Annotated in this window: 25 protein-coding genes and 1 rRNA gene; 15 read left to right on the forward strand and 11 right to left on the reverse strand. The window is 29.8% G+C overall.

Translation table 11 applies throughout. The features are described 5' to 3' along the window. From C1715_RS03160 to dnaA, 8 genes are all read right to left on the reverse strand, one after another. Nucleotides 1–860, reverse strand: a 16S ribosomal RNA gene (locus C1715_RS03160); the annotation flags it as partial. Nucleotides 861–1186: 326 nt separating this feature from the next. Continuing rightward, complete coding sequence (gyrA, locus tag C1715_RS03165; RefSeq protein ID WP_102399224.1) at nucleotides 1187–3742, reverse strand: DNA gyrase subunit A; 2556 nt, start codon at nucleotides 3740–3742, stop codon at nucleotides 1187–1189. Nucleotides 3743–3763: 21 nt separating this feature from the next. Further along, nucleotides 3764–5671, reverse strand: a complete 1908-nt coding sequence (gene gyrB, locus C1715_RS03170; protein WP_102399225.1) for a DNA topoisomerase (ATP-hydrolyzing) subunit B — start codon at nucleotides 5669–5671, stop codon at nucleotides 3764–3766. 24 nt (nucleotides 5672–5695) lie between these two features. Next, nucleotides 5696–5959 carry an extracellular matrix regulator RemB gene (gene remB, locus C1715_RS03175; protein WP_035293163.1) on the reverse strand — a complete coding sequence of 88 codons (264 nt, stop codon included), beginning with the start codon at nucleotides 5957–5959 and terminating at the stop codon, nucleotides 5696–5698. An 18-nt stretch (nucleotides 5960–5977) separates the two neighbouring features. After that, nucleotides 5978–7078, reverse strand: coding sequence for a DNA replication/repair protein RecF (recF, locus tag C1715_RS03180; protein WP_102399226.1), 1101 nt, complete (start codon nucleotides 7076–7078; stop codon nucleotides 5978–5980). A gap of 70 nt (nucleotides 7079–7148) precedes the next feature. After that, nucleotides 7149–7355, reverse strand: coding sequence for a S4 domain-containing protein YaaA (yaaA, locus tag C1715_RS03185; protein WP_102399227.1), 207 nt, complete (start codon nucleotides 7353–7355; stop codon nucleotides 7149–7151). Nucleotides 7356–7378: 23 nt separating this feature from the next. Further along, entirely contained in the window at nucleotides 7379–8482 is a 1104-nt protein-coding gene (gene dnaN, locus C1715_RS03190; RefSeq protein ID WP_102399228.1) for a DNA polymerase III subunit beta, read from the reverse strand. A gap of 257 nt (nucleotides 8483–8739) precedes the next feature. Beyond that, on the reverse strand, nucleotides 8740–10089 hold the full coding sequence (gene dnaA / locus C1715_RS03195) for a chromosomal replication initiator protein DnaA (protein ID WP_102399229.1): 1350 nt from the start codon (nucleotides 10087–10089) through the stop codon (nucleotides 8740–8742). Nucleotides 10090–10711: 622 nt separating this feature from the next. Here dnaA and rpmH point away from each other — a divergent pair. From rpmH to C1715_RS03260, 13 genes are all read left to right on the forward strand, one after another. After that, nucleotides 10712–10846, forward strand: a complete 135-nt coding sequence (gene rpmH / locus C1715_RS03200) for a 50S ribosomal protein L34 (protein WP_035293155.1) — start codon at nucleotides 10712–10714, stop codon at nucleotides 10844–10846. A 53-nt stretch (nucleotides 10847–10899) separates the two neighbouring features. Further along, nucleotides 10900–11268, forward strand: coding sequence for a ribonuclease P protein component (gene rnpA / locus C1715_RS03205; protein ID WP_102399230.1), 369 nt, complete (start codon nucleotides 10900–10902; stop codon nucleotides 11266–11268). Next, nucleotides 11240–11449, forward strand: coding sequence for a membrane protein insertion efficiency factor YidD (yidD, locus tag C1715_RS03210; protein ID WP_102399231.1), 210 nt, complete (start codon nucleotides 11240–11242; stop codon nucleotides 11447–11449). Before rnpA ends, yidD begins: the two co-directional genes overlap by 29 nt. A gap of 24 nt (nucleotides 11450–11473) precedes the next feature. Then, the gene (gene yidC / locus C1715_RS03215; protein ID WP_102399232.1) at nucleotides 11474–12151 is read left to right on the forward strand and encodes a membrane protein insertase YidC; all 678 of its coding nucleotides are present in this window, start codon (nucleotides 11474–11476) and stop codon (nucleotides 12149–12151) included. Between the two features lie 36 nt (nucleotides 12152–12187). Further along, nucleotides 12188–12814 (forward strand): RNA-binding cell elongation regulator Jag/EloR, encoded by a 627-nt coding sequence (gene jag, locus C1715_RS03220; RefSeq protein ID WP_102399233.1) that lies wholly within the window; start codon nucleotides 12188–12190, stop codon nucleotides 12812–12814. 294 nt (nucleotides 12815–13108) lie between these two features. Next, a complete protein-coding gene (gene mnmE, locus C1715_RS03225) occupies nucleotides 13109–14488 on the forward strand; it encodes a tRNA uridine-5-carboxymethylaminomethyl(34) synthesis GTPase MnmE (protein ID WP_102399234.1) in 1380 nt (459 codons plus the stop codon). An 8-nt stretch (nucleotides 14489–14496) separates the two neighbouring features. Beyond that, on the forward strand, nucleotides 14497–16392 hold the full coding sequence (gene mnmG / locus C1715_RS03230; RefSeq protein ID WP_102399484.1) for a tRNA uridine-5-carboxymethylaminomethyl(34) synthesis enzyme MnmG: 1896 nt from the start codon (nucleotides 14497–14499) through the stop codon (nucleotides 16390–16392). 26 nt (nucleotides 16393–16418) lie between these two features. Continuing rightward, nucleotides 16419–17138, forward strand: coding sequence for a 16S rRNA (guanine(527)-N(7))-methyltransferase RsmG (gene rsmG, locus C1715_RS03235; protein WP_102399235.1), 720 nt, complete (start codon nucleotides 16419–16421; stop codon nucleotides 17136–17138). Between the two features lie 154 nt (nucleotides 17139–17292). After that, on the forward strand, nucleotides 17293–18072 hold the full coding sequence (noc, locus tag C1715_RS03240; protein ID WP_102399236.1) for a nucleoid occlusion protein: 780 nt from the start codon (nucleotides 17293–17295) through the stop codon (nucleotides 18070–18072). A gap of 540 nt (nucleotides 18073–18612) precedes the next feature. Continuing rightward, nucleotides 18613–19386 (forward strand): ParA family protein, encoded by a 774-nt coding sequence (locus C1715_RS03245; RefSeq protein WP_102399237.1) that lies wholly within the window; start codon nucleotides 18613–18615, stop codon nucleotides 19384–19386. A 52-nt stretch (nucleotides 19387–19438) separates the two neighbouring features. Then, nucleotides 19439–20299: a ParB/RepB/Spo0J family partition protein gene (locus C1715_RS03250; RefSeq protein WP_102399238.1), complete on the forward strand. Its 861-nt coding sequence runs from the start codon at nucleotides 19439–19441 to the stop codon at nucleotides 20297–20299. A gap of 159 nt (nucleotides 20300–20458) precedes the next feature. After that, entirely contained in the window at nucleotides 20459–20953 is a 495-nt protein-coding gene (locus tag C1715_RS03255) for a DUF4446 family protein (protein WP_423240819.1), read from the forward strand. Nucleotides 20954–21030: 77 nt separating this feature from the next. Beyond that, the gene (locus C1715_RS03260) at nucleotides 21031–21282 is read left to right on the forward strand and encodes a YkuS family protein (RefSeq protein WP_102399240.1); all 252 of its coding nucleotides are present in this window, start codon (nucleotides 21031–21033) and stop codon (nucleotides 21280–21282) included. A gap of 646 nt (nucleotides 21283–21928) precedes the next feature. Here C1715_RS03260 and yyaC read toward each other — a convergent pair. Genes yyaC through C1715_RS03280 form a run of 3 tightly spaced genes read right to left on the reverse strand, consistent with a single transcriptional unit; the run spans nucleotide 21929 to nucleotide 24779 of the window. Beyond that, nucleotides 21929–22519: a spore protease YyaC gene (gene yyaC, locus C1715_RS03270; RefSeq protein ID WP_102399242.1), complete on the reverse strand. Its 591-nt coding sequence runs from the start codon at nucleotides 22517–22519 to the stop codon at nucleotides 21929–21931. 48 nt (nucleotides 22520–22567) lie between these two features. Further along, nucleotides 22568–23620, reverse strand: coding sequence for a sporulation integral membrane protein YtvI (ytvI, locus tag C1715_RS03275; RefSeq protein ID WP_102399243.1), 1053 nt, complete (start codon nucleotides 23618–23620; stop codon nucleotides 22568–22570). Between the two features lie 4 nt (nucleotides 23621–23624). Further along, entirely contained in the window at nucleotides 23625–24779 is a 1155-nt protein-coding gene (locus tag C1715_RS03280) for an aminotransferase class V-fold PLP-dependent enzyme (protein ID WP_102399244.1), read from the reverse strand. Between the two features lie 242 nt (nucleotides 24780–25021). Between C1715_RS03280 and yedF the strand changes: the two genes are divergently transcribed. After that, complete coding sequence (gene yedF, locus C1715_RS03285) at nucleotides 25022–25615, forward strand: sulfurtransferase-like selenium metabolism protein YedF (RefSeq protein ID WP_102399245.1); 594 nt, start codon at nucleotides 25022–25024, stop codon at nucleotides 25613–25615. 94 nt (nucleotides 25616–25709) lie between these two features. Beyond that, complete coding sequence (locus C1715_RS03290; RefSeq protein WP_102399246.1) at nucleotides 25710–25958, forward strand: putative Se/S carrier protein; 249 nt, start codon at nucleotides 25710–25712, stop codon at nucleotides 25956–25958. Nucleotides 25959–26044 lie beyond the last annotated feature (86 nt).

Here is a 26044-nt window from a genome sequence, read left to right on the forward strand (position 1 = left end):
TCCCCAGGCGGGGTACTTAATGTGTTTACTGCGGCACCGAGGTTGGACCCCCGACACCTAGTACCCATCGTTTACGGCGTGGACTACCAGGGTATCTAATCCTGTTTGCTCCCCACGCTTTCGTGCCTCAGCGTCAGTTACAGTCCAGAAAGCCGCCTTCGCCACTAGTGTTCTTCCTAATCTCTACGCATTTCACCGCTACACTAGGAATTCCGCTTTCCTCTCCTGCACTCTAGATGCCCAGTTTGAAATGCAGCACCCAAGTTGAGCTCGGGTATTTCACATCTCACTTAAACATCCGCCTACGCACTCTTTACGCCCAGTAAATCCGGACAACGCTCGCCACCTACGTATTACCGCGGCTGCTGGCACGTAGTTAGCCGTGGCTTCCTCCTCTGGTACCGTCATTATCGTCCCAGATAACAGAGCTTTACAACCCTAAGGCCTTCATCACTCACGCGGCGTTGCTGCGTCAGGGTTTCCCCCATTGCGCAATATTCCCCACTGCTGCCTCCCGTAGGAGTCTGGACCGTGTCTCAGTTCCAATGTGGCCGATCACCCTCTCAGGTCGGCTACGCATCGTCGCCTTGGTAAGCCTTTACCTTACCAACTAGCTAATGCGCCGCGGGCCCATCTCAAAGCGGATTACTCCTTTGATTACAAAACCATGCGATTTCGTAATTTTATGCGGTATTAATCTCCCTTTCGGGAGGCTATTCCCCTCTTTGAGGCAGGTTGCCCACGTGTTACTCACCCGTCCGCCGCTAATCCGTTCCCCGAAGGGAACTTCATCGCTCGACTTGCATGTGTTAGGCACGCCGCCAGCGTTCGTCCTGAGCCAGGATCAAACTCTCAATTTAAAGTTCAATCTCAAACTCAAATTCACTGACTTTATGATTTATCATCATCATCTCTGTTTAATTTTCAAAGACCAGTTTTTCTCTGTCGCCTTGCGACGAAATATATAATATCATATAAACAAAACTATATTTTTATAAATTAATTAAATTATATAGTTTAAATACAATTTTCTCTTTTTTATTTCTTTTTACTTAGTTTTTCTTATATAGATACGCAAGGTTAAGTTTATTATTATTTTTTGGTAAATATTTGTTTTATATAAACCAATAAAAAAATGCTACATGTTTATGTAGCATTTTTTATTACTTTATTATTCTTCACTTTATTATTCTTCACTTTGTTCTTGTTCTAATATTTCATTATTCTCTTCTTGGTCTACTGAATCAATGTTCTGTTCTTGATTGCCATTTTGTTGTTTCTCTGCTAGGCTATTATCTTCATCAATATTTTCTTCACACATTTTTTCATCTTCACAGTTAATTTTAGCCATAGCCACTACTTCTATTTCTTCTCCAGTTTTCATAAGAGTTACGCCCATAGTATTTCTGCTTGTAATAGATATATCAGAAACATTTATCCTTATAACTATATCTTTACTATTTATAAGCATTATTTCATCCGTTTCTTTGACCATCTTAGCTCCAACTATATACCCGGTCTTATCTGTAACCTTATAAGTTATAATACCTTTTCCGCCTCTTTTTATAGTACTATATTCTGAAATAGGAGTTCTCTTACCAAATCCATTTTGGCTTACAACTAATAATTTTTCATCTTCATTTACTACATTCATAGACACTGCTATATCATTATTTCTTAAAGTTATAGCTTTAACACCTGCTGCATTTCTTCCCATAGGTCTAACATCAGTCTCTTTAAATCTTATGCTGTATCCATTTCTTGTAACCATTATAAGCTCATTGTTTCCATCTGTTAATTTAGCATCTATTAGCTCATCTCCATCTTTTAATGTTACAGCATTTAATCCTGATTTCCTTATATTAGCATATTGACTTAAGGATGTTTTCTTTACTATACCTTTTTTAGTAGCCATCATTAGGTATTTATCTTTATCAAATTCTTTTAAAGCTATTACCGCTTGAATTCTTTCTTCTTGATTTAAAGGAATTATATTTATTATGTTGGTTCCTTTAGCTGTTCTTCCTGCTTCTGGTATCTCATATGCCTTTAACTTATACGTTCTACCTTCATTAGTAAAGAACATCAATTCATTATGTGTTGATGTAATAAATAAATGTTCAACAAAGTCTTCTTCCTTCGTTGCCATAGCCTGTATTCCTCTTCCGCCTCTTTTTTGAGCACTATAGGTATCTTCCGGCAATCTCTTAATATAACCTTCATGAGTTAATGTTATAACTACATTTTGCTCTTCTATTAAATCCTCAATGTCTATATCATGAATATTTTTTTCTATGGCAGATCTTCTTTCATCACCATATTTATCTCTTATTTCTAAAAGTTCTTCTTTGATTAGGTTTAAAAGTATCTCCTTATTTCCTAATATTTCTTTTAATCTCTTTATATTTTCCTGTAATGCGTTATATTCATCTTCTATTTTTTCTCTTTCCAAACCTGTTAATCTTTGAAGCTTCATGTCTAGTATTGCTTGGGATTGTTTTTCAGAAAGATTAAATTTACTCATAAGGCCATTTCTTGCTTCTTGAGTAGTTTTAGAAGCTCTTATTAAGCTTATTACCTCATCTATATGATCTAATGCTATTTTTAATCCTTCTAAAATATGAGCTCTTGCTAAAGCTTTATCTAGCTCAAATTGAGTTCTTCTTGTAATTACTTCTTCTTGGAATTTCACATACTCTACTAATATTTGTTTTAAATTTAAAACTTTAGGTTCATTGTTTACTAATGCTAGCATTATTACTCCAAAGGTATCTTGAAGTCTAGTATGCTTATATAACCTATTTAAAACCACATTAGGATTGGCATCCCTTTTTAGTTCAATGACGATTCTCATACCTTCTCTATCAGATTCGTCTCTTAAATCAGATATACCATCTACCTTTTTATTTTTAACTAAATTAGCTATATTCTCTATAAGTCTTGACTTATTTACCTGATAAGGTATTTCAGTAACTATTATTCTAGTTCTTCCTTTTTCTTCTTCTATGTCTGTTTTAGCCCTCATGACTATTCTTCCTCTACCAGTTTCATAAGCCTGCCTAATTCCAGCAGTTCCTTTTATTATTCCTGCTGTTGGGAAATCTGGTCCTTTTATCTTTGTCATGAGTTCTTGTATTGTAACTTCGGGATTATCTATAAGCATTATTATGCCATCTACTACTTCTCTTAGGTTATGAGGTGGTATATTAGTGGCCATACCTACTGCTATACCTGCTGAACCATTTACTAATAAATTAGGAAATCTAGATGGTAAAACGCAAGGTTCCTTTTCTTCTCCATCAAAGTTAGGTATGAAATCTACAGTATTTTTATTTATATCCCTAATCATCTGTAGATTTATTTTGCTCATTTTAGCCTCAGTATACCTCATAGCCGCAGCACCATCGCCATCTATAGAACCAAAGTTTCCATGGCCATCTACAAGAGTATATCTCATATTAAAATCTTGAGCCATTCTAACAAGAGCATCATAAACTGCAGTATCACCATGTGGATGGTATTTACCTAAAACGTCTCCGACTATTCTTGCACATTTTCTATATCCCTTTTCTGGTGTTAAACCTAGCTCATGCATAGAATAAATTATTCTTCTATGAACTGGCTTTAAACCATCTCTTACATCGGGCAGTGCACGACCTACTATTACACTCATAGCGTAATCTATATAAGATTTTTTCATTTCATTCTTTACATCTACTGGTAGTATTTTACCTTCAAACATGTAGTTACACCTCTTTTATCTTTATATATCTAGGTTAACAACTTTTTTAGCATTTTCCTCAATAAACTGTCTGCGAGGTTCTACTTTATCACCCATAAGTATAGTGAATATCTCATCTGCAGCCATAGCGTCTTCTACCGTTACCTTTAGTAAGGTTCTTTTATCTGGATCCATGGTAGTTTCCCAAAGTTGTTCCGCGTCCATTTCTCCTAGACCTTTGTATCTTTGAATTTCTGTATTTGTATCTTTTCCTCCAACTTCCTGTAATATCATATCTAATTCTTTATCACTGTAAGAATAATATTCTTTCTTGCCTTTAGATATTTTATAAAGTGGAGGTTGTGCAATATATACATGTCCTTGCTCTACTAATTCTTTCATGTATCTGTAGAAGAATGTTAAAAGCAAAGTTCTTATATGGGCACCATCAACGTCCGCATCTGTCATTATTATAATTCTATTATATCTTATTTTACTTATATCAAATTCTTTTCCTATACCCGCACCAAAAGCTGTTACCATAGATCTTATTTCCTGGTAACCTAATATTTTATCAAGCCTCTGTTTTTCTACATTCATTATTTTACCCCTTAGAGGTAAGATAGCTTGAAATTCTCTATTTCTTCCTTGTTTTGCGCTACCACCTGCAGAGTCTCCCTCTACTAAGTATATTTCACATTTCTCTGGATCCTTTGAAGAACAATCCGAAAGTTTTCCTGGCAATGATGTACTTTCAAGTACAGATTTTCTTCTTGTGAGTTCCCTTGCCTTTTTAGCAGCTTCTCTTGCACGAGATGCAGTAAGTCCCTTATCTACTATAATTTTTGCAATCTGAGGATTTTCTTCAAGATAAGCCTCTACTGTTTCTGTAAGTATGCTATCTACTATTCCACGTGCTTCACTATTTCCTAGTTTTGTTTTTGTCTGCCCTTCAAATTGAGGCTCTGTAAGTTTTACAGATATTACAGCTGTAAGTCCTTCCCTTATATCCTCTCCTGATAGATTTTTATCATTTTCTTTTAAAAATCCAAATTTCTTAGAATAATCATTTATTATTCTTGTAAGAGCAGCTTTAAAACCAGCTAAATGTGTTCCACCTTCTACAGTATCTATATTATTTGCAAAAGAAAAGATGTTCTCTGAGTATGTATCGTTATGTTGAAGGGCCATTTCTACAATATAATCATCTTTAGTACCTTCTACATATATTGGTTCTGGATACAACGCCTGTTTATTTCTATTTAAGTAACTTACAAAAGATTTTATTCCACCTTCATAGTGGAAAATCTCTTCTTTTTCTTCTCTTTCGTCTTTAAATATTATTTTAATTCCCTTGTTTAAAAATGCTAATTCTCTTAATCTTTGAGCTAATGTATCATAATCAAAATCTATTTCCTCAAAAATTTCGGAATCTGGAAGAAAATATGTCTTTGTTCCATGCTTATCTGAATTTCCTACTTTATCTAAACCTGTAACAGCCTTTCCTCTTGAATATTCCTGCTTCCAAACATCCCCATCTCTAAAAACTGTAACACTACAGTGCTCTGATAAAGCATTAACTACAGAAGCACCAACACCATGAAGTCCTCCGGATACCTTGTATCCTCCCCCTCCAAATTTACCTCCAGCATGAAGTACTGTCATTATAACTTCAACTGTAGGCATCTTCATCTTATGGTGCATACCTACAGGCATACCTCTACCATTATCCTCTATGGTAACTGAGTTATCTTTATGTATATTTACCTGTATTTCATCACAATAACCTTCTAATGCTTCATCTATACTATTATCTACTATTTCATAAACCAAGTGATGAAGTCCTCTTAAACTAGTACTACCTATATACATTCCTGGTCTTTTTCTTACAGCTTCCAGACCCTCTAGTACCTGTATTTGACTTTCATCATAAACTCCGTTATTTTCCATTAAAACTTTACCTCCTAACCTACGCTATAGTTGAAAGTATATGGTTTTAGCTCTTTTTTGAAGAGTAGATGACGATATTGGAGACAAATATATTTTGCTCTTCTTATCAACTTCTGCAATAACAAAGGATTTAGGCTTTTCCTTAGTAACTCTCTCTACAAAACCATCCTCTTCTGCCAATCTTAAAAATTGACTGGTATCTGAACTATACATAGTAGTTTCCATATCAAAAATTCCTATGACATCTTCTACTGGCACTACTACATTCTCACCTAAATGTAAAAACATAAAATATCCTCCTTAGAACTACTTAATTCTTTCTATATTTCCATTTCTAACTTCATAAGCTAAAGAGTCTTCTCCTAGATATTCTTGAATATTATGCATGCCCGTACAGGTTATAATTGTTTGAATGTCTTTTATAGAACTTAATATATATTTTTGTCTCCTAATATCTAATTCTGATAAAACATCATCCAATAAAAGAACAGGATATTCCCCTGTTATACTTTTAATTATATCCAAAAAAGCAAACTTTATTGTTAATACAGAAGTTCTTTGTTGACCTTGTGAACCATATTCTCTAGCATCTATATCGTTTATTTTTATATCAAAATCATCTCTGTGTGGTCCTGCTGATGTATTTCTCTTATCCATATCACTTTTTCTATGACTTTTTAATAAATAAAAAAGAGCCTGTTCTACGTCTTTTGTATCCTGAATATTTTTAATTTGAGATACATAACTAAAACTTATTTTTTCTTTTCCACTAGTTATATTTGAATGTATACTCTCTCCATATTTATTAAGCATTTTTATGTATTTTAATCTTTCTGTGATTAAATACGCTCCAAAAGAACTCATTTGAGTATCATATACATCTAAAATACCTTCATCAACTTTCATACATTTTAAAAGGGAATTTCTTTCTCCTAAAGTCTTTTTATATGCAGATAAATTATAATAATACTTTTTACTTAATTTGCAAAGCTCTATATCTAAAAGTCGTCTTCTTGCAGAGGGAGAACCTTTAACAGTATCTAAATCCTCTGGGGAAAACATAACTACATTAAAAATTCCAATAAGGTCAGCTATTTTATTAACCTTTATAGAATTTACATTAATGCCCTTTTTTCCCTCTTTAAATATTTTTATATCTATTTTTTTATCTAACCTTTCTCTTCCCACTGCAAGAGATATATACGCATTATTTGAATCCCAATTAATAAGTTCTTTATCTCTGTTTGTTCTATGAGATTTGGCTAAACTGCAGTAGTATATACTTTCAAGTATATTAGTTTTTCCTTGTGCATTATCTCCTACAAGAACATTTACCCCCCTTTTAAAATCTATTAATAAATTATGGTAATTTCTAAAATTTATAAGCTGTAATCCCTTAACATACATAATTCATACACCTTTTTATTATATCACAATATGATTAGTGACTAAAATAATTAATCTAAATAGTATTTTTTTAAACTATTTGGTACTCTGTTCCGTGAAGTTCTATTATATCACCCTTAACTAATTTTCTACCTCTTCTTGTTTCTGTTTCGCCGTTAACTTTAACTTCACCTTCTTGTATATATATTTTAGCTTCTGATCCTAGAGAAGCTGCACCACTCCATTTCAAAAAAGCATCTAACTTTATTTGTTCAGTATTTATACTTATTTTTTCCATAATATATAAACTCCTTTTGTTATTTATCTAACAGCAACTCTAACTGGAAGCAATAAATATGTGCAGTTATTATTTTCCTTATTTTTGATTATGCAAGGACTAACACTGCTAGAAAATTCCATGTATATTTCTTCTTCTTCCATTATTTTAAACACATCAATTAAATATCTTGAGTTAAATGCAGTTTTTAAAGACTCACCTTGCAAAATTATATTTAATTCTTCTCTAACCTTTCCCAATTGAGAATTAGATGTAATTATCATATTGTCATCTTTTATATCAAATTTTACTAAATTAGTATTTCCATCTTTACCCATAAGCGATGCTCTTTCAATACAACCTAGTATTTCATCTTTTTTAGTAGTAACTCTAAGGTTGTATTCCTCTGGTATTATAGAGTCGTATTTTATAAAATCTCCTTCCAAAAGTCTTGATATAATTTTAGTTTTTCCTAAATTAAACAATATATGATTATCTGTAAAAGATAAAGCAACCTTTTTTTCATCATCTTCTAATATTTTAGATACTTCATTTAGTGTTTTACCAGGAATTACACAATTTATATCATTTTCTTCATCAATATTTTCACTGCGTAAAGCAAGTCTATATCCATCTAGAGCAACTAGATTAAGTTTATTTTTTGTTATTTCAAATAAAACACCAGTTAATATAGGTCTTGTTTCATCTTGTGCTACAGCAAATATTGTTCCTTTTATCATATTTTTAAGTAATTTCTGTGATAATAAGCACATTTTATTTTCATCTATTGTTGGTATTTCTGGGTATTCATCTGCACTCATGTGGAAAAGTGTGGAGTTGGATTTTTCACACTTTATATCTATACTATTTTTTTCTGTAGTTCGTATTTCTACAGTACTATTAGGTAATTTTTTAATTATTTCACCAAAAAGTCTTGAATCTAGAACTATTCTTCCATTTTCAAGTACATTAGCTTCTACTTTAGTCTCTATACTTAGATCTATATCTGAACCTATTAAAGTAACAGTATTATTTTCAGCTATTAATAGTATTCCTTGTAATATAGACATAGTAGATTTTCCTGTAATAGCTTTTTGAGCTATATTAATAGCTTCTTGTAATTTACTTTTTTCACATGTAAATATCAAAGTAAAACCTCCTTATTTATAAACAACGAATTTTTATATAGAAAGAGAAGATAATATATAGATATTATAGTAGTAATAGTAGTAGGGGCTGTTAGTATGTGGATAAGTAGGTCAACCCTTTAAAAATGCGTAAAACACAAACAAAAATAATTGTGGATAAATAAATAATAAATTTAATATTTTATCCACAGTATCCAGAGATGAAAACCATATTTTCTTTTATCCACAAGTAATTAAATATATATTATAAACACATGTTAATTTTGAGATATTTTATTGCTTAAGTCCTCTATAGTACTCTTAAGTCCGTTATCTTTTTTTAAGTTGTTTGAGATTTTTTCGTAAGCATGTATAACAGTAGTGTGATCCCTTCCGCCAAATTCTTCTCCTATTTTAGGAAGAGACATATCCGTTAATTTTCTACATAGATACATAGCTATTTGTCTAGGGTAGGCTATATTTCTAGTTCTCCTAGAGGATTTAAAATCATCCACGCTAAGATTAAAATAACTAGAAACAATGTCTTGGATAGAACTAATAGTTATTTGTTTACTTTGACTATTAGAGATTATATCTTTTAGTGCTTCAGAAGCTAAATCTACGCTAATTTCCTTATTAGTCAAAGAAGAAAAGGCTACTATTCTAATAAGAGCTCCTTCTAATTCCCTAATATTAGATTTAATTTTATTAGCTATATACACCATAACTTCGTTAGGAATATTTAGATTTTCCACATCTGCCTTCTTTTTAAGAATGGCTATTCTAGTTTCAAAATCTGGAGCTTGAATATCTGCAATCAGCCCCCATTCGAATCTAGATCTTAATCTATCTTCTAATGTAGGAATTTCCTTTGGAGGTCTATCACTAGATAGTATTATTTGTTTATTAGCCTCGTGAAGAGCGTTGAAAGTGTGGAAAAATTCTTCTTGCGTTCTTTCTTTACCGGCGATAAATTGAATATCGTCAATAAGAAGAATATCTACATTTCTATATTTGTTTCTAAATTCTACGTTTTTATCGTCTTTTATAGAATTTATTAATTCATTAGTGAATTTTTCAGAAGTAACATATACAACCTTTGAATTAGGGTTATTCTCTAATACATAATGGCCTATAGCATGCATAAGGTGCGTTTTACCCAATCCCACGCCTCCATAAATAAAAAGGGGGTTATAAGCCTTAGCCGGGGATTCTGCTACCGCTAAAGAAGCTGCATGAGCAAATCTATTACTATTACCTATAACAAAAGAATCAAAGGTATATTTAGGATTCAGAGTAGATGTTATTTCAGGGCTAACTATTATTTTACTCTGTTCTGGTTTTATTTGCTCCTTTGGTTGAACGTCTACTGCCTCTTCGCTGGCAATTATAAATTCAATATTGTAAGATTTCGAACTTATTAATTTAATAGCATTAGAAATTAGATTTTTATATCTATTTTCTAATATTTCTTTAGTAAAATTGTTAGGTACCCCTAATTTTAAGCAATCCCTGTCTATGGATATAGGAATTATGCTTTTAATCCAAGTATTAAAGCTTACTTCTGTAAGTTCACCTTTTATGATATTTAAGGTTTTTTCCCAAATTTGAGTAAGATGAACATCCATTTCTTATCCTCCAGTTCAAAAAAATAATAAACAATATATAAACAGAGTTATCTACAATTATTAACCCATCTATAAATACTAGACAAATGTATATAAAAATATTCACATGTTGATAATTATGTTTATAATTTCAGAGAATCTCATTATAACATAAATTATCAACAGATGCATAAAAAAAGTTATTTACATAAAAAAAAATGATAAAATCCGCATAAATAAGCGGTACAAATAAATGTATTAAAAAAATATGTACAGATTAAAACAATTTATCCACAAAGTTATCAACAGCCTGTGTATAATTATTAATAATAAAAAAATATTCACAGTTCACAATTAATAATATCAAAAGGAATAAAGGTATTCAAGAAGTTATCCACAAAAATATTAAAAATATGAAAAAATATTCACAGTTTCTTAGTATAATTTTAAAATTTGGTTTTTTAATAATAGAAAATATAAAAAAAAGTGATTTTAGAATGCAATATTTTTTAACATTAATATACATTTTGTTCTTCTTGACATTGGGTATCTATAACTATATAATTTAATAGTAAAACCATAAATATAGTTAGTAAGTAATACTTTGCTATATACTAACTTCAAATGAAGGAGGTGCAGTAGGATGTTAAGAACTTACCAACCAAAGAAGTTACAAAGAAAAAGAGAACACGGTTTCAGAAAGAGAATGAGCACTAAGTCTGGAAGAAATGTTCTTCAAAGAAGAAGACTTAAAGGTAGAAAAAGATTGACAGCATAAGGCCGCATAAGTGGCCTTTTTCTGCAACTGCAGATAAAAGGAGTAAGGTTTAAATGAAACTTGAAGGTTTAAAAAAAAATGTTGAGTTTAAAACTGTATATAGAAGAGGAAAGTCTTTTTCAAATAACTTGTTAGTTTTATATAAGTATAAAAATAAAAAAAACGATAATACTAATAGATTAGGAATTTCAGTTAGCAAAAAAGTAGGAAATAGTGTGGTTAGAAGTAGAGTTAAGAGATTGATAAAGGAAAGTTACAGATTAAACCAATATAATTTCAAAGTGAATGACCTTGATTTAGTTATAATAGCTAGAACTAGTTGCAAGGATAGAACATACAAAGAAATAGAGAAAGCTTTAATCAATATAATTAAGAAAGCTGGTTTATATAATAATGAAGAGAGTTCTAATTTGCATGATTAAATTTTATAGAAAATACATATCCCCATTAAAAACTCCCTGTTGTAGGTTTTATCCTACATGTTCACAGTATGCTTTAGAAGCTATTGAAAAGTATGGAGCTTTTAAAGGAGGTATTATGGCCATAAAGAGGATTTTAAAATGCCATCCTTTTCATGATGGTGGATACGATCCTGTCAAATAATATTTAATTTTGGGAGGTTTAAAAGTGCAGTTTTTATCACAATGGTTATCGAAATTTTTTGAAATGTTGCACACTGGGTTAAATAGTTTTATACCCAACAATAACATCACATATGGCTTAGCCATAATATTATTTACAGCAATAATAAGAATAATATTATTGCCTATAAACTTTAAACAGATAAGATCTACTGTTAAAATGAGTGAAATACAACCAGAAATGAAAAAATTACAGGAAAAGTATAAAAATAATCCTCAAAAAATGCAAGAAGAAGTTATGAAGCTTTATAAAGAAAATGGTGTAAGTCCTCTAAGTGGATGTCTACCTTTAATAATACAGATGCCAATATTATTTGCCATGTATTATTTATTTTTAAATTTACCTAACATAAGCGGTGTAAGCTTTTTATGGATGAAAGATTTAGGAGGAGTAGCATCACTTAAAGATCCACTTTCATTAATATTGCCAATATTGTCAGGAGTAACTACATATCTTTCATCAGCTATGATGGCAATGAAAGGTGATGGCATGCAGGCAAAGCAAACTTCTATTATGAACATATTTATGTCTGTGTTTATCACATATATGAGTTTAAAATTTAAAGGGGCATTGGTACTTTATTGGGTAACAAATAACTTATTCCAAATTGGTCAAACTGCTATAATGAAAAGGAATGAGAAAAGAAGTAAGCAAAATGCCTAAGAATGATTTGTTGTAGAAAGGCGGTGTCTTACGGTAATGAAAAGTATTGAAGTTATGGGGAAAAGTGTAGAGGAAGCTATACAAAGTGGGTTGAAACAGCTTAATTTAACTGAGGATAAAGTAGAAGTTGAAATACTTGAAGAGGGAAGCAAAGGATTATTTGGTTTTATAGGAGCTAAATCTGCTAAGGTTAAACTTACAGAGAAAAAGGATTATACAGAAGAAGCTAGAGGCTTTTTAAGAAAAGTTTTAAATTCTATGGATATAAAATCTGAAATAAGAATAAAAGAAGAAGGCTCTGCTTTAAAAATAAACCTTTCAGGACCTAATATGGGAATAATAATAGGACATAGAGGGGAAACGTTAGATTCACTTCAATATTTAGTTAGTCTTGCTGTTAATAAGGATAATGATCAGCCGTACAAGAGAATTATTTTGGATACTGAAAATTATAGATATAAAAGAGAGCAGACTCTAAAAAAATTAGCTGAAAAAATGGCTTATAAGGTTAAGCAAAAAGGTAGATGTGTTAAATTAGAACCGATGAATCCATATGAAAGAAGAGTTATACATTCTGCGCTTCAAAGTGATTCGGAAATAAAAACTTATAGTGAAGGACAGGAACCATATAGAAGAGTAGTCATTGATTTAAAGAAAGCCTAAAGGGCTTTCTTTTTATTAGTGATTATAAGTAAGAAAATTCATAGTCTATAATATCTAAGTGAAGCTTTACTAGGTATTGGGTACTAAGGATTACAAATTAAATAAATACTCATTAATATATAAGGTATATCTTTTTCTTTTATTTTATAGTTAGTTATAAATTAGAAAATATAACCTATGTAACTGTTTAAATTTATATTTTTATTTGATAAAATTAATACAGTGTAAAAAAAGTATATTGGGCTAAAATAATAATGCTAAGTAAACATATAAAATCGGGAGGAAGTTAGAAGTATGAAAGAATTTGATACCATTTCAGCTGTATCAACTAGTTTAGGTGAAGGTGGAGTTTCAATAATAAGAGTGTCTGGGGATAATGCTTTGCCTATAGTAGATAGTATTTTTAAGGCTAAGAATGGTAAATCTTTAAAGGAAATGAAGACTTATACTATGAGGTATGGGTTTATTGTAGAGAAGGATAGTAGAGAAGTAATAGATGAAGTTATTGTAAGTTATATGAAGGGCCCTAGAAGTTTTACAGCGGAAGATACTGTGGAAATAAACTGCCACGGCGGAGTGGTAGCTACTAATAGAGTTTTAAAGGAAACTATAAAAGCTGGAGCAAGACTTGCAGAAAGAGGAGAGTTTACTAAGAGAGCTTTCTTGAATGGTAGAATAGATTTGAGTCAGGCAGAGGCGGTAATTGATATAATAAATGCTAAAACAGAACTTAGCATGAAATCTGCAATTAAACAATCAGAAGGCATAATTTCCAAGGAAATATCCAGCATAAGAGGTGAACTTCTAGCGCTTATTGCTCATATAGAAGCTACAGTAGATTACCCTGAGGACGATCTAGAGGAAGTTACTTCTAAAAAAGCAAATATTCAACTAGTAAATGTTATAGAAGAGATAGAAAAATTATTAAATACTGCTGAAGAGGGAAAAATGCTAAAAGAAGGTATAAAGGTAGTAATAGTGGGTAAACCCAATGTTGGGAAATCATCTCTTTTAAATGCATTGATTCAAGAGAATAGAGCTATAGTTACAGATGTACCTGGGACCACTAGAGATGTAATAGAAGAGTATATAAATATAGATGGAATTCCTATAAAATTAATTGATACAGCTGGTATAAGAGAAACTGAAAATATAGTAGAAAAAATAGGTGTAGAGAAATCTAAAGAAAAAATAGAAGAATCAGATTTAATAATATTGATGCTAGATTTAAGTAGAAAATTGGATAGAGAAGATGAAGAAATTATAGAATATATAAAAGATAAAAAGTATGTAGTCCTTTTAAACAAAAAAGATTTAAATAGACAGATAGAAGTAGAAGAACTTTCTAAACTAGACTCTCAATATCTTATAGATATTTCTGTAAAAACAGGAGAAGGAATAGATAGAATAAGAGATTGTATAAAGCAATTATTTTTTAAGGGAAAAATAAAAGCAGAAGATATATATGTTACTAACAATAGACATAAAGAGGCTTTAATAAGAGCTAAAGAAAGTTTAAAGGCTGCTATAGAAATTTTAGAAAATGTAGAGGCTATAGATTTAGCATCTATAGATATAAGAAATGCATGGACGGCATTAGGAGAAATAACTGGTGATACTGTAGAAGAGGATATAATAGATAAGATATTTTCAGAATTCTGTTTAGGAAAGTAGGGATGAAGATGAGTTACCATGCAGGAGAATTTGATGTAGTTGTTATAGGTGCGGGACACGCAGGCTGCGAGGCTGCACTTGCTTCAGCAAGGCTTGGATGCAAGACTTTAGTGTGTGCAATAAATTTAGATAGTATTGCTCTTATGCCTTGTAATCCTAATATAGGTGGAACAGCTAAGGGTCATTTAGTTAAAGAGATAGACGCCTTAGGTGGAGAAATGGGAGTAAACATAGATGAAACATTCATACAATCTAGAATGTTAAATACCTCTAAAGGACCAGCAGTTCATTCTTTAAGAGCACAAGCAGACAAAAGAAAGTATTCTGAAAGAATGAAGTGGATATTAGAAAAAGAACATAATATAGTTTTAAAACAACTAGAGATAACTCAGATAGATGTTAAGGATGGGAAAGTACAAGGAGTATTAACTTCTAATGGAGGGTATTTTGATTGTAAGGCTGTTATTTTAGCTTCAGGTACATATTTAAAATCTAGAATAATTGTAGGTGAAGTAAGTAGAAATGAAGGACCAAGTGGACTTATGCCTGCTAATGAATTATCAAGAAATCTTTTGGAATTAGGCATTTCTTTAAGAAGATTTAAAACTGGAACTCCATGTAGGGTTAATAGAAAATCATTGGATTTTTCAAAAATGATAGAGCAGCCGGGAGATAAAAAAATAGTTCCTTTTTCTTTTATGAATGATTATATAGAAAAGGAGCAGGTGTCTTGTTATTTAACTTATACCAACGGGAATACTCATGGCGTTATTACAGATAATATAAATAGATCACCTCTATATAATGGAAGTATTGAGGGGGTTGGACCTAGATATTGTCCTTCCATAGAAGATAAGGTAATGAGATTTAGAGATAAGGAACAGCACCAGGTATTTATAGAACCAGAAGGTGAGTTTACAGAAGAGATGTATGTAGGGGGTATGTCTAGCTCTCTTCCAGAGGATGTACAAGTTAAGATGGTTAAGACTGTTCCTGGACTTGAAAATGCCCAAATTACAAGAATTGGGTATGCCATAGAATATGATTGTATAGATCCAACTCAGCTTAAACTCTCTTTAGAATTTAAAAATATTGATGGATTCTTTTCAGCAGGTCAGGTAAATGGAAGTTCAGGATATGAAGAAGCAGCTTCTCAAGGATTGATTGCAGGAATAAATGCTGTTCTTAAAATCAATGGAAAAGACCCTTTTATATTAAATCGTTCAGATGCTTATATAGGGGTTTTGATAGATGATTTAGTCACTAAAGGTACTAATGAGCCATATAGAATGATGACATCCAGATCTGAATATAGACTTATTTTAAGACAGGATAATGCAGATTTAAGATTAACAGAAGCAGGATATAAGGTTGGTCTTGTAAAGGAAGATAGATATAAAAAATATTTAGAAAGAAAAGAAGCTATAGAAAAAGAAATAGATAGAATTAAGGCATTAAAAATAACTAATAAACGAGAAGTTAATGAATTTTTAAAGGAATTAAATTCTGTAGAATTAAAGAAGCCTATTAGTTTGTACGAATTAATAAAGAGACCGGAGCTTAATTACTATACAGTAGAGCCTTTAGATGTGAAAAGACCTAAGTTACCTGAAAATGTTAAAGAGCAGGTAAATATAGTTGCCAAATATGAGGGTTATATACAAAAACAAATAGAGCAAGTAAATAGCTTTAAGAAGATGGAAAATAAAATTATACCAGAAAATATAGATTATAATAATGTAAAAGGTCTTAGAATAGAAGCTATACAAAAACTTAATAAAATAAGACCTACTAACTTAGGGCAGGCTTCAAGAATTTCAGGAGTTTCTCCAGCGGATATATCTGTTCTAATGATATATTTGGAGCAATTAAAAAGAATTAATAGAGAAAAACAAATAAAATAAAGTAATGTGCAAAGCGAGGAAGTTAAATGGAGTATTACGATATTTTAAATAGTGCAGCCTTAAAAGAAGGTTTGGAATTTAGCCAAGAAAAATATAATAAGTTCATTCTCTATAAGGATATGATAAAGGAGTGGAATGAAAAAATAAATTTAACTGCTATAACAGAAGATGAAGAAATAATAAAAAAGCATTTTATTGACTCCTTTAAAATATTTAAATTTGAAAAACTTAAAGAGTGCAAAAAAATAATAGATGTAGGTACGGGAGCTGGATTTCCAGGAATACCTATGAAGATTGTTAAAGATGATTTAGAAATAACTTTGTTAGATTCATTGAAAAAAAGAATAACATTTTTAGATGAAGTAGTGAATAATTTGAGTTTAAATTCTGTAGAAACACTTCATGGGAGAGCAGAAGACTTTGCCAAAGATAAAAAATACAGAGAACAATACGATGCAGTGGTTTCTAGAGCTGTAGCTAATATGACTGTTTTAAGTGAACTTTGTATCCCTTTTGTAAGAAAAGGCGGATATTTTGTAGCTTTAAAAGGACCTGCTATTACACAAGAATTAGAGGAAGCACAAAAAGCTATTAAAGTCTTAGGTGGGAAAATCCAACAAATAATAGAGGTGGATATAGAAGGAAGTGACCTAAGACACAATTTAGTTGTAGTTAAAAAAGTGAAGGATACACCCAAGGGGTATCCGAGAAAAGCAGGAACGGTTTCTAAAAATCCTTTAAAATAAGGAAAAAAAAGTAAAATAACCATGGAAAATAAATAAATAGCGAATAAATATTAAAAAAATAAAATAAAGTATATAAAAGTTTGCAAAAAAGAAGGAATATTAATGTTTTTATAGAAATGTTAATATTAGGAAAACAATAAGAGGGATGGTAGCTATGCAAAAAGATATAAATTATATACCTGTAGAATCCATAGTTCCAAATGCTTATCAGCCAAGAAAACATTTTGATGAAGAAGCTTTAGAAGAGTTGGCACAATCAATAAAAGCATATGGGGTTATTCAACCAATTTCTATAAGAAAGTTATCAGCAGAGAGATATGAGCTTATAGCTGGTGAAAGAAGACTTAGAGCTGCTAAATTAGCTGGATTAACTGAAATACCAGCTATAATAGTTGATATAACGGATAAAGACTCAGCAGCTATTGCACTTTTAGAAAATTTACAAAGGCAAGATTTAAACTTTTTAGAAGAAGCAGAAGCTTATCATAATTTAATAAAAGATCATTCTTATACTCAAGAACAGTTGGCAGAAGTTATAGGAAAGAAGCAATCTACCATTGCAAATAAAATAAGGCTTCTCAAGTTAGAACCTAAGATCCGACAAATTCTTTTGGAAAATAACCTTACAGAAAGACATGCTAGAGCGCTTTTAAAGTTGCCTTCAGAAGAGCTTAGAAATAAAGTTTTGAAAGAAGTTATTAGTAAGTCTTTAAATGTAAAGAAAACAGAGGAAGTAATAGAAAGGGAACTTCTTAAATTATGTAGTCAAGAAGTAGCAGCCGATGGTAAGAAAAGAATAAAAGGAATATTCAGTCCAAGAATTTATGTAAATACCATAAAGCAAGTTTTTGATAAATACGGAATAAAAGCTAATTATAAATCTAAAGAATTAGAAGATTCTATAGAAGTTACTATATGTATTCCAAAGAAATAATTAAATTTTATGTAGTTTTAAAATTATATATAATTATTGTTTAGAGAGGTAATACAAGTTGGTATGATTAATAATTGATATTATTATGTGTATAAATAATAAGGCACATTCAAATAAATAACAAGTCAGTATGCTAGTCTATTTTGCGTCATACTGCGTCAGCAGAACCCACCGATAGTTCTACTAGCGGCGGAACCTGCTTCCTTGTCTGACACAAAATATACCTGCATCTTTGACTTGTTATTTATTTTCATGTACCTTAGTAAAATTATTAAATGAATATTTTAATATAGATGTTACTACGTTAAATAGATAAAAAAACTTAAAGATAAAATTAGTGTAGAAAAAACTTTTATACTGATTTTATCTTTTTTTATTTTTTATAGTGTTGAGGGATGAAAAATTACTAGCACAAGAGATGTATTAATATTATAATAGAAGTTGAAGATAAATTTAAAATATATTAGCCACCGCATAGTATCGGTGGTAATTTAATAATGTAAACTGGTTTTTAAAATATAATTAAAGGTGATGAGTTTAATGAAGATTATTTGCATTTTTAATCAAAAAGGTGGAGTGGGTAAAACTACAACTAATATAAACTTATGCTCCTATTTAGCTAATAAAGGACATAAAATACTTACTATAGATATTGATCCTCAAGGAAACACTACTAGTGGATTGGGATTGGACAAGAGAAGTATTGAAAGTTCCATTTATGATGTGTTATCAGGAGAAAAGAGCATAAAAGAATCTATAATTAAAATAGAGCTTATTGATAATTTTTACATTGTACCATCTACTATGGAATTGGCTGGTGCGGAAGTAGAGTTAATAAATAAGGAAAGTAGAGAAAATATATTAAAAAATGCTCTACAGGATTTAGATGAGGAATTTGATTATGTGTTTATAGATTGTCCTCCTTCTTTAGGATTTTTAACAATAAATGCTCTTTCTGCAGCAGATAGTGTCTTGATTCCAATTCAATGTGAATTTTATGCATTAGAGGGTGTTGGACAACTTATAAATACGGTTCAGCTAGTTAAAAAATCTTTAAATAAATCTTTGGAAATAGAAGGCATTTTAATGAGCATGTATGATAGTAGAACAAAACTTAGTAATGAAGTGGTTCAAGAAGTAAAGAAATATTTCAAGGATAAAGTATACAACACTACGATACCAAGAAATATAAGATTAGCAGAAGCACCTAGTTTTGGACTTCCAATATTATTATTTGATGATAAATGTAGAGGGGCTGAAGCTTATCAAAAACTTACTAAAGAATTTTTAAAGAGACAAAAGGTTAGAGCCTAAATAATAAAATATTAAACAAAGGATGGTTTAATACTGATAAGGAGGAAGAAGCTTGAGTAAAAAGTATGGATTAGGAAAAGGGTTAGGAGCTTTAATTCCAGAACAAGATTCTTCGGAAGTGGAGAATAAAGAGACTATATTAAAAATCCCTTTAAATTCAATAAAGGCTAATAAAGAACAGCCAAGAAAGAATTTTGATGGGGACAAAATAATGGAATTAGCTCAGTCTATAAAACAATATGGAATAATTCAGCCTTTGGTTTTAAAAAAAGAGGGTGAGAGTTATATAATAATAGCAGGAGAAAGACGTTGGAGAGCTGCTAAGGTTGTGGGAGTTAAAGAGGTTCCAGCTGTGGTTATGAATATGCCAGAAAAGGAAGTTCTAGAAGTATCTTTAATAGAGAATATACAAAGAGAGGATTTAAATCCAATAGAAGAAGCAAAGGCATATAAAAGATTAATTGAAGAATTTAATTTAACACAAAGCGATGTTTCTAGTAGAATAGGAAAGTCTAGAACTGCTATAGCAAATTGTATGAGACTTTTAAATCTAGATGAAAGAGTGCAACAATATCTTATAGACGAAGTTATATCAGAAGGGCATGGAAGAGCTTTATTATCTATTGAAGATAAAGATTTACAATATTCTTTAGCTCAAAAGGTTATTGATGAAAACTTAAGTGTTAGAGAAATAGAAAAGTTAATAAGAAATGCTTCTAAAAATGCAGAGCAGATAAAAAAAGAAGTAGCGGATGCAAATCCATACTACGAAGATATTAGAAATAGATTAGAAGGGTATTTTGGAACTAAGGTTTTTATAAAAAATAATAAAAATAATAAAGGGAAAATAGAAATAGAGTATTATTCAGAGGATGATCTTCAAAGAATAATAGATATTTTAAATATGCAATAATAGAGTTTAAAGAAAAAGTTGCAAATAATTATTATAATTAAAGTTAAAGCAATATTGATAATAGAAAATAATTTATATATAATTAAATGAAGCTCAAATTATATTACATAAAATATTAAAATGTTTCACGTGAAACAATAGCAGAAAGGAATGAGTTACTTGAATACAATATTTGAAAATTTATCAGCTTTTCAACCCTATATTATAGCTGGAATGGCAATTATAATATTTATATTATTTATAATGCTTATTATTTCATTTAAAGCTATAGGTAAATTAGAGAAAAGATTTAGAAAATTTACACGTGGAGTAGATAATAAAAATATAGAACAAGTTATTGAAAATTATTTTAATAAAATAGAAGAAAGCAGAGACAAAGTTGATTCTTTAGCTGAAAATTATAAGGTTTTAAACGAAAACTTAAAAAATTGTATACAGAAGACAGCTATAAAAAGATATAAAGCTTTTGAAAATGTAGGAAGTGATTTAAGTTTCTCAATAGCTTTACTTAATGAATACAACAGTGGAATGATTATAACAGGTATATATGGGAGACAAGATAGTGTAGTTTATGCAAAACCTATCGATAGAGGAATATCAAGATATGATTTATCTGAAGAAGAGGAAGAAGTTTTAAATATAGCTATTAATTAATAACAAAAGTAAAATTATTAAAAAGTACTTATAAAAACCTCCATTAAGGGAATAATACTCTTAGGGAGGTTTTTATTATGATTATATTTGTACCTAGCGATATGCAGTATATAAGCAATGAATTAAAAAATAGAGGGTACCAAGTAACTAATGATAAGGAAAAAGCTTGTGATATTATAATATGTGATTTGAAGAATCACGGTCTTATGGATACTAATTTAGAAAATAATTTAAAAGCTGAAGGTACTTTAATAATTGATTCTGGTAGAAAAACCATAGATGAAATTGATAGGATAATATTTAATAGAGTATATAGTTCTATATATTAGTAAAGGTAAGAATTTTACATTATAAATCTTTTTCTGTAAATATAACTTGAATTACTGTCATCTTAACTTTCTCATTTTTGATATATTTTAATTCAAAATTTGAAAGGCTTAAAATTAAAAATTAGAAATTTTTCTTAATTTAAAAATTAGAATTAAAAATAATTGATTAAAATTATAAATATTCGATACACAATTATAGATAAAATATGGAATTGCATATAAATTACTTTGTTCAAATACCCGTGCAAAAACTAATTAATAAATTAATTAAATATAAGGCAGAGTTACAAGGAATTAAAGCTAAATTTAAAGAAAAAAATTATACAAATAGTTGTAGTGATTTCGATTTAGAACCAATCCTCAAAAAATGCTATGACAAAAGTCGTAGAGTGGATAGTGGATTGTTCAAATGAAGTCTTGGATTCAATAGTAATGTAAAGGGCTCATTAATTATTAAGAAATAGGAAAAATGTATTCACGAAATAATTCAAACTTACATCTTTCAATTTGGTATTAGTATTTAATGTATAATTATATGTTAGGAATTCAAAATTTCTTCATAGATATAAATAGAAATATATATTCTAATAAATTAATTATTTTAATTACGTATTTAAAAATGTTTCACGTGAAACATCTTTAAAGTTTATTTTGCGAAATCTTCTAAGGATTCTTTACGTAGTTTCGGGCCACCTATTGTTTTTAAAATAGAGTGGTACAAGCCTTTTGAAATTATATCAGCTAGATTCATAACTGTGTACAATCTAGTATTTTGAAGTACTAAAAACTCTAAGTTACCAGAGATGTTCACTATACCCTTTATACTTACATTACCAACAGGTGGAAGATTCTTGTTTAACGCAGCACCGGGCAGTAATGGACCTTTTTCAACGATAACATTTCCTACATTAGAGATAGCACCTAAAGAAGCATCTATAGCTATTATAAAAGGATCTTGTAAAGTATCTTTAATATCCTTAAGATTTTTACTTAAATTTTTGGCATGAACGGGCTTTTCTAAATTACCGTATAAAGCAACTTTGTCTCTTACTAAAAATTTTAATTTATCTCCTACTAATGGACCCAAGGAGTCTCCAGTGGATCTATCAGTTCCAATGCACAAAATAGCAATTTGTTTTTGTGAATTTAAAGCATAGGTTATTTGTTCACTTAATATATCTCTTAATTTAAATATACAACTTTTTTCGGATGTATCTAAAATAATTTTATTATTCATAAAAAACACCTCCCCTTCTAATTATTAACAAAGGACAGGTGTTATATACTATAAAACTTCAACTTTTTTTAATATATTATAGAAAACAACTAAAAATATACAGAAAAACATTCCACTTATGCCATTAGCTTTAAGACCAATAAATATGGCGGCTAATACAGCTACAGGATGAAGACCTAGGGACGAAGAAACTATTTTTGGTTCTATTATCTGTCTTATAACAGAAACAATCCCATATAGAATTAATATTCCAACTGCTGCAATATAATTTTTAGAAAGAAAATATATTATGGCTAGTGGTATATAAATAGCTCCTATGCCTAACACTGGTAATAGATCAAAAATTCCGCAAAGAATACTTAAAAGTACAGCATACTTAACTTTAAATACTAAAAAACCAATGAGAGTTTCTAAAAATGTTATAGATATTATAAGTAAGTAGGACGCCATATAATTTGATAACATTTTTTTAGATTCTAGTACTATATTGTATAACCTATTTAATTTGCTTTCAGGTAAAAGATTAAATATTTTATCTTTTGCAGCGGAAAGATCTTTAGTAAAAAAGTAAGTTGAAAGTAAAGTAAATAATATTACCATAATAGTGTAAGGTATTTTAGTTAGAAAGATTAAAAATAAAGATAGAGCTTTTTTAGTAAATTCCATCGTAAGATTAAGGCTTTTAGATGTAAAACTTGAAAGATTTTTTTCTATAGTAGATATTATAGAAGGATCTAAATGTTGATAGTTGGTTTCTAAATTATTAAAAAAGCCCATTATCTCATCTGAATTTTTAGTAATATAAGTTTGTATATTTTTGCCTAGTTGAATGCTTTCTGATGTAAGGGAAGTAATGCCTAAAGAAAGTAACGTTATAATTATGGCAAAAAATATTACAGTAACTATTAAAGAAGAAATCCAAGATTTTATTTTAAATTTTTTGATTAAAAATTTTACGGGTTTTTGTAATAAAATAGCAAATAAAATACCCAGTACAAAGGGAAGCGTATAGCCTATGGTTGAGAAAAAGAGTATAAAAACAAGGGTATATATTACTATAAATAGAATAGTCCTATCTAATCTTTCAAGTAAGTTATCCAAGTTATCACATCCTTTTTATAACTTTATTTATACAACTTAAAGCATAGTCTACATCCTTTTCATCATTAAATAGACCAAAACTGAATCTAATAGTTCCACTAGGGTAAGTACCTATAGTTTTGTGAGCTAAAGGTGCACAGTGTAAACCAGTTCTTGTAATTATACCGAACTCACTATCTAATATAAATCCTAATTCTGCATTATCTATTTTTGAAGAATTTATAGATATTGTGGAGGTTCTTGAAGAAACATCCCTAACGCCATAAACTTCTACAGTATCTATATTTAACAAGCCGTTTATAAACTTTTGGCATAAATCTTCTTCATACTCTCTTATGTATTTAAGTCCTTTTTGATTTATAAAATTAATTCCTGCAAGAAGTCCAGCTATACCAGGGGTGTTCATAGTTCCACTTTCAAATTTGTCAGGTAAAAAATCTGGTTGTATTACATTAGAAGATACGCTTCCAGTACCACCCTCTATAAAAGGTTTTGTGATCTCATTAAGTTTATCATCTATAATAAAACCACCTATACCTTGAGGTCCTAATAAACTTTTATGTCCTGTAAAAGTTAATGCATTACAATTTAACTTTTCAAAATCTAAATCTAAAACTCCGGCAGTTTGGGCTGAGTCTATTATTAAGTAAATGCCCTTTTCTTTACATATACGTCCTATTTCTTCAAGGGGTTGAATAGTTCCTATTATATTGGAAGCATGTGATAAAACAACTAATTTAGTATTATTCTTTATAGAGTTTTTAAAATTATCTACATTAATAACGCCTTCCTTAGAGCAATCTAATATAGTAAGTTCGATTATTCCCTTTTCTTCAAGAGAACAAAGGGGCCTTAAAGAAGCGTTGTGGTCCATTGATGATGTTATTACATGCCAGCCTTTTTCAACTACACCCTTTATTAAAGTGTTCAAGGATTGAGTAATATTTGAGGTGAAAATTACATTTTCTATATTAGAAAAATTAAAAAAATTTGCCAGTGCTTCGCGACATTGAAAAACAACCCTATTTCCAGCTAAAGAAGAGGATGAGGCTCCTCTACCAGGATTAGAACCAACTTGTGTCATATATGTCATAATAGAAGATACTACAGTATCTGGTTTTGGAAAAGTTGTAGCTGCATTATCTAAATAAACTTTCATTTAAAAAACCTCCATTAATATAAATAAGTATTTGATATATAAATAGTAAATAAAGAATCTATTTGAATTTACAATAAACATTTGAATATGTATAAAAAATATAACCAAGTTAAAAATCTTTGATATAATGAAAATTGAAGATTTAATGATAAGTATATTACAATTATAGTTTATAATCTGAATTAAGTACAATAGGATTAGTAATATTTCAAATAATATGTTTATATTTTAGGAGGGTTATTATGGCAAAGATAATAGATTGTAAGGGAATGAATTGTCCAATACCAGTTGTAAGTACAAAAAAATATTTTGATTCTATAGAAAGTGGAACAGCTACTACTATAGTGGACAATGAAGTTGCTAAAAATAATGTAATTAAATTTGCACAAAACAATGGATTTGAAGCTAATGCAGAAGAAAAAGAAGGACTTTATTATGTAAACATAGTAAAAGGAGAAGGTTCTACTGATTGTAAAGAGGAAAACAAAGAAAATAAAAATGCTAAATTTACAATAGCTATAATGGATAATAAATTAGGAAATGGACATGAAGATTTAGGAAATATATTAATAAAAAGTTATTTGTTTGCACTTTCAGAAGCTGATGTGATTCCTACAGATTTAATATTTGTAAATGCTGGAGTAAAGTTAACAGTGGAAGGATCTGAAGTATTAGAGAGTTTAAGCAAATTAAAGGAAAGAGGAGTTAAAATTCAAGTGTGTGGAACATGTCTTGATTTCTACAAAATTAAAGAACAATTAAAAATTGGAGAAATAAGTAATATGTATTCAATAGTAGAAACAATGAATACATCAGATAAAATAGTGAAACTATAAATGATATAGATACTATAATTTGATTTTGCAAAATCTATGCAAAAAAATTATAGTAAAGTTATAAAGTATATGGAACTACAAAAGGTGGTAAAGTATGGAAAAATATTATGTTGTAACTTTTCAAAATACTCATGAAGCTATGAATGGAGAAAAGGTTGCAAAAGAAAATAGATTAAAGGTGCAAGTAATTCCAACACCAACATATATAACTAAAAGCTGCGGCATAAGTTTAAAGGTAACAGAGGATTATATAGAAAGTATAAAAAAATTAGTGGAAGAAAATAAAATGAACACTAAAAATATATACTTAAAAGATGGTGAAAAGGTAGAAATTATAATGTAATTACATTTTTCAGTTTCATCATTACTCGCATTATGTGAGGTAAATCCATGAGAAACATAATAGAATCATAGTATAAGTAAATATTA

It is taken from the genome of Haloimpatiens massiliensis (assembly GCF_900184255.1).
Lineage (GTDB): Bacteria > Bacillota > Clostridia > Clostridiales > Clostridiaceae > Haloimpatiens > Haloimpatiens massiliensis.

Coding starts and splice junctions, on each gene's coding strand:
- gyrA (WP_102399224.1), bottom strand. CDS start 3,742: ATGTTTGAAGGTAAAATACTACCAGTAGATGTAAAGAATGAAATGAAA.
- gyrB (WP_102399225.1), bottom strand. CDS start 5,671: ATGGAAAATAACGGAGTTTATGATGAAAGTCAAATACAGGTACTAGAG.
- remB (WP_035293163.1), bottom strand. CDS start 5,959: ATGTTTTTACATTTAGGTGAGAATGTAGTAGTGCCAGTAGAAGATGTC.
- recF (WP_102399226.1), bottom strand. CDS start 7,078: ATGTATGTTAAGGGATTACAGCTTATAAATTTTAGAAATTACCATAAT.
- yaaA (WP_102399227.1), bottom strand. CDS start 7,355: ATGGAAAAAATAAGTATAAATACTGAACAAATAAAGTTAGATGCTTTT.
- dnaA (WP_102399229.1), bottom strand. CDS start 10,089: ATGGATGTTCATCTTACTCAAATTTGGGAAAAAACCTTAAATATCATA.
- rpmH (WP_035293155.1), top strand. CDS start 10,712: ATGTTAAGAACTTACCAACCAAAGAAGTTACAAAGAAAAAGAGAACAC.
- rnpA (WP_102399230.1), top strand. CDS start 10,900: ATGAAACTTGAAGGTTTAAAAAAAAATGTTGAGTTTAAAACTGTATAT.
- yidD (WP_102399231.1), top strand. CDS start 11,240: ATGAAGAGAGTTCTAATTTGCATGATTAAATTTTATAGAAAATACATA.
- jag (WP_102399233.1), top strand. CDS start 12,188: ATGAAAAGTATTGAAGTTATGGGGAAAAGTGTAGAGGAAGCTATACAA.
- mnmE (WP_102399234.1), top strand. CDS start 13,109: ATGAAAGAATTTGATACCATTTCAGCTGTATCAACTAGTTTAGGTGAA.
- mnmG (WP_102399484.1), top strand. CDS start 14,497: ATGAGTTACCATGCAGGAGAATTTGATGTAGTTGTTATAGGTGCGGGA.
- rsmG (WP_102399235.1), top strand. CDS start 16,419: ATGGAGTATTACGATATTTTAAATAGTGCAGCCTTAAAAGAAGGTTTG.
- noc (WP_102399236.1), top strand. CDS start 17,293: ATGCAAAAAGATATAAATTATATACCTGTAGAATCCATAGTTCCAAAT.
- C1715_RS03245 (WP_102399237.1), top strand. CDS start 18,613: ATGAAGATTATTTGCATTTTTAATCAAAAAGGTGGAGTGGGTAAAACT.
- C1715_RS03260 (WP_102399240.1), top strand. CDS start 21,031: ATGATTATATTTGTACCTAGCGATATGCAGTATATAAGCAATGAATTA.
- yyaC (WP_102399242.1), bottom strand. CDS start 22,519: ATGAATAATAAAATTATTTTAGATACATCCGAAAAAAGTTGTATATTT.
- C1715_RS03280 (WP_102399244.1), bottom strand. CDS start 24,779: ATGAAAGTTTATTTAGATAATGCAGCTACAACTTTTCCAAAACCAGAT.
- yedF (WP_102399245.1), top strand. CDS start 25,022: ATGGCAAAGATAATAGATTGTAAGGGAATGAATTGTCCAATACCAGTT.
- C1715_RS03290 (WP_102399246.1), top strand. CDS start 25,710: ATGGAAAAATATTATGTTGTAACTTTTCAAAATACTCATGAAGCTATG.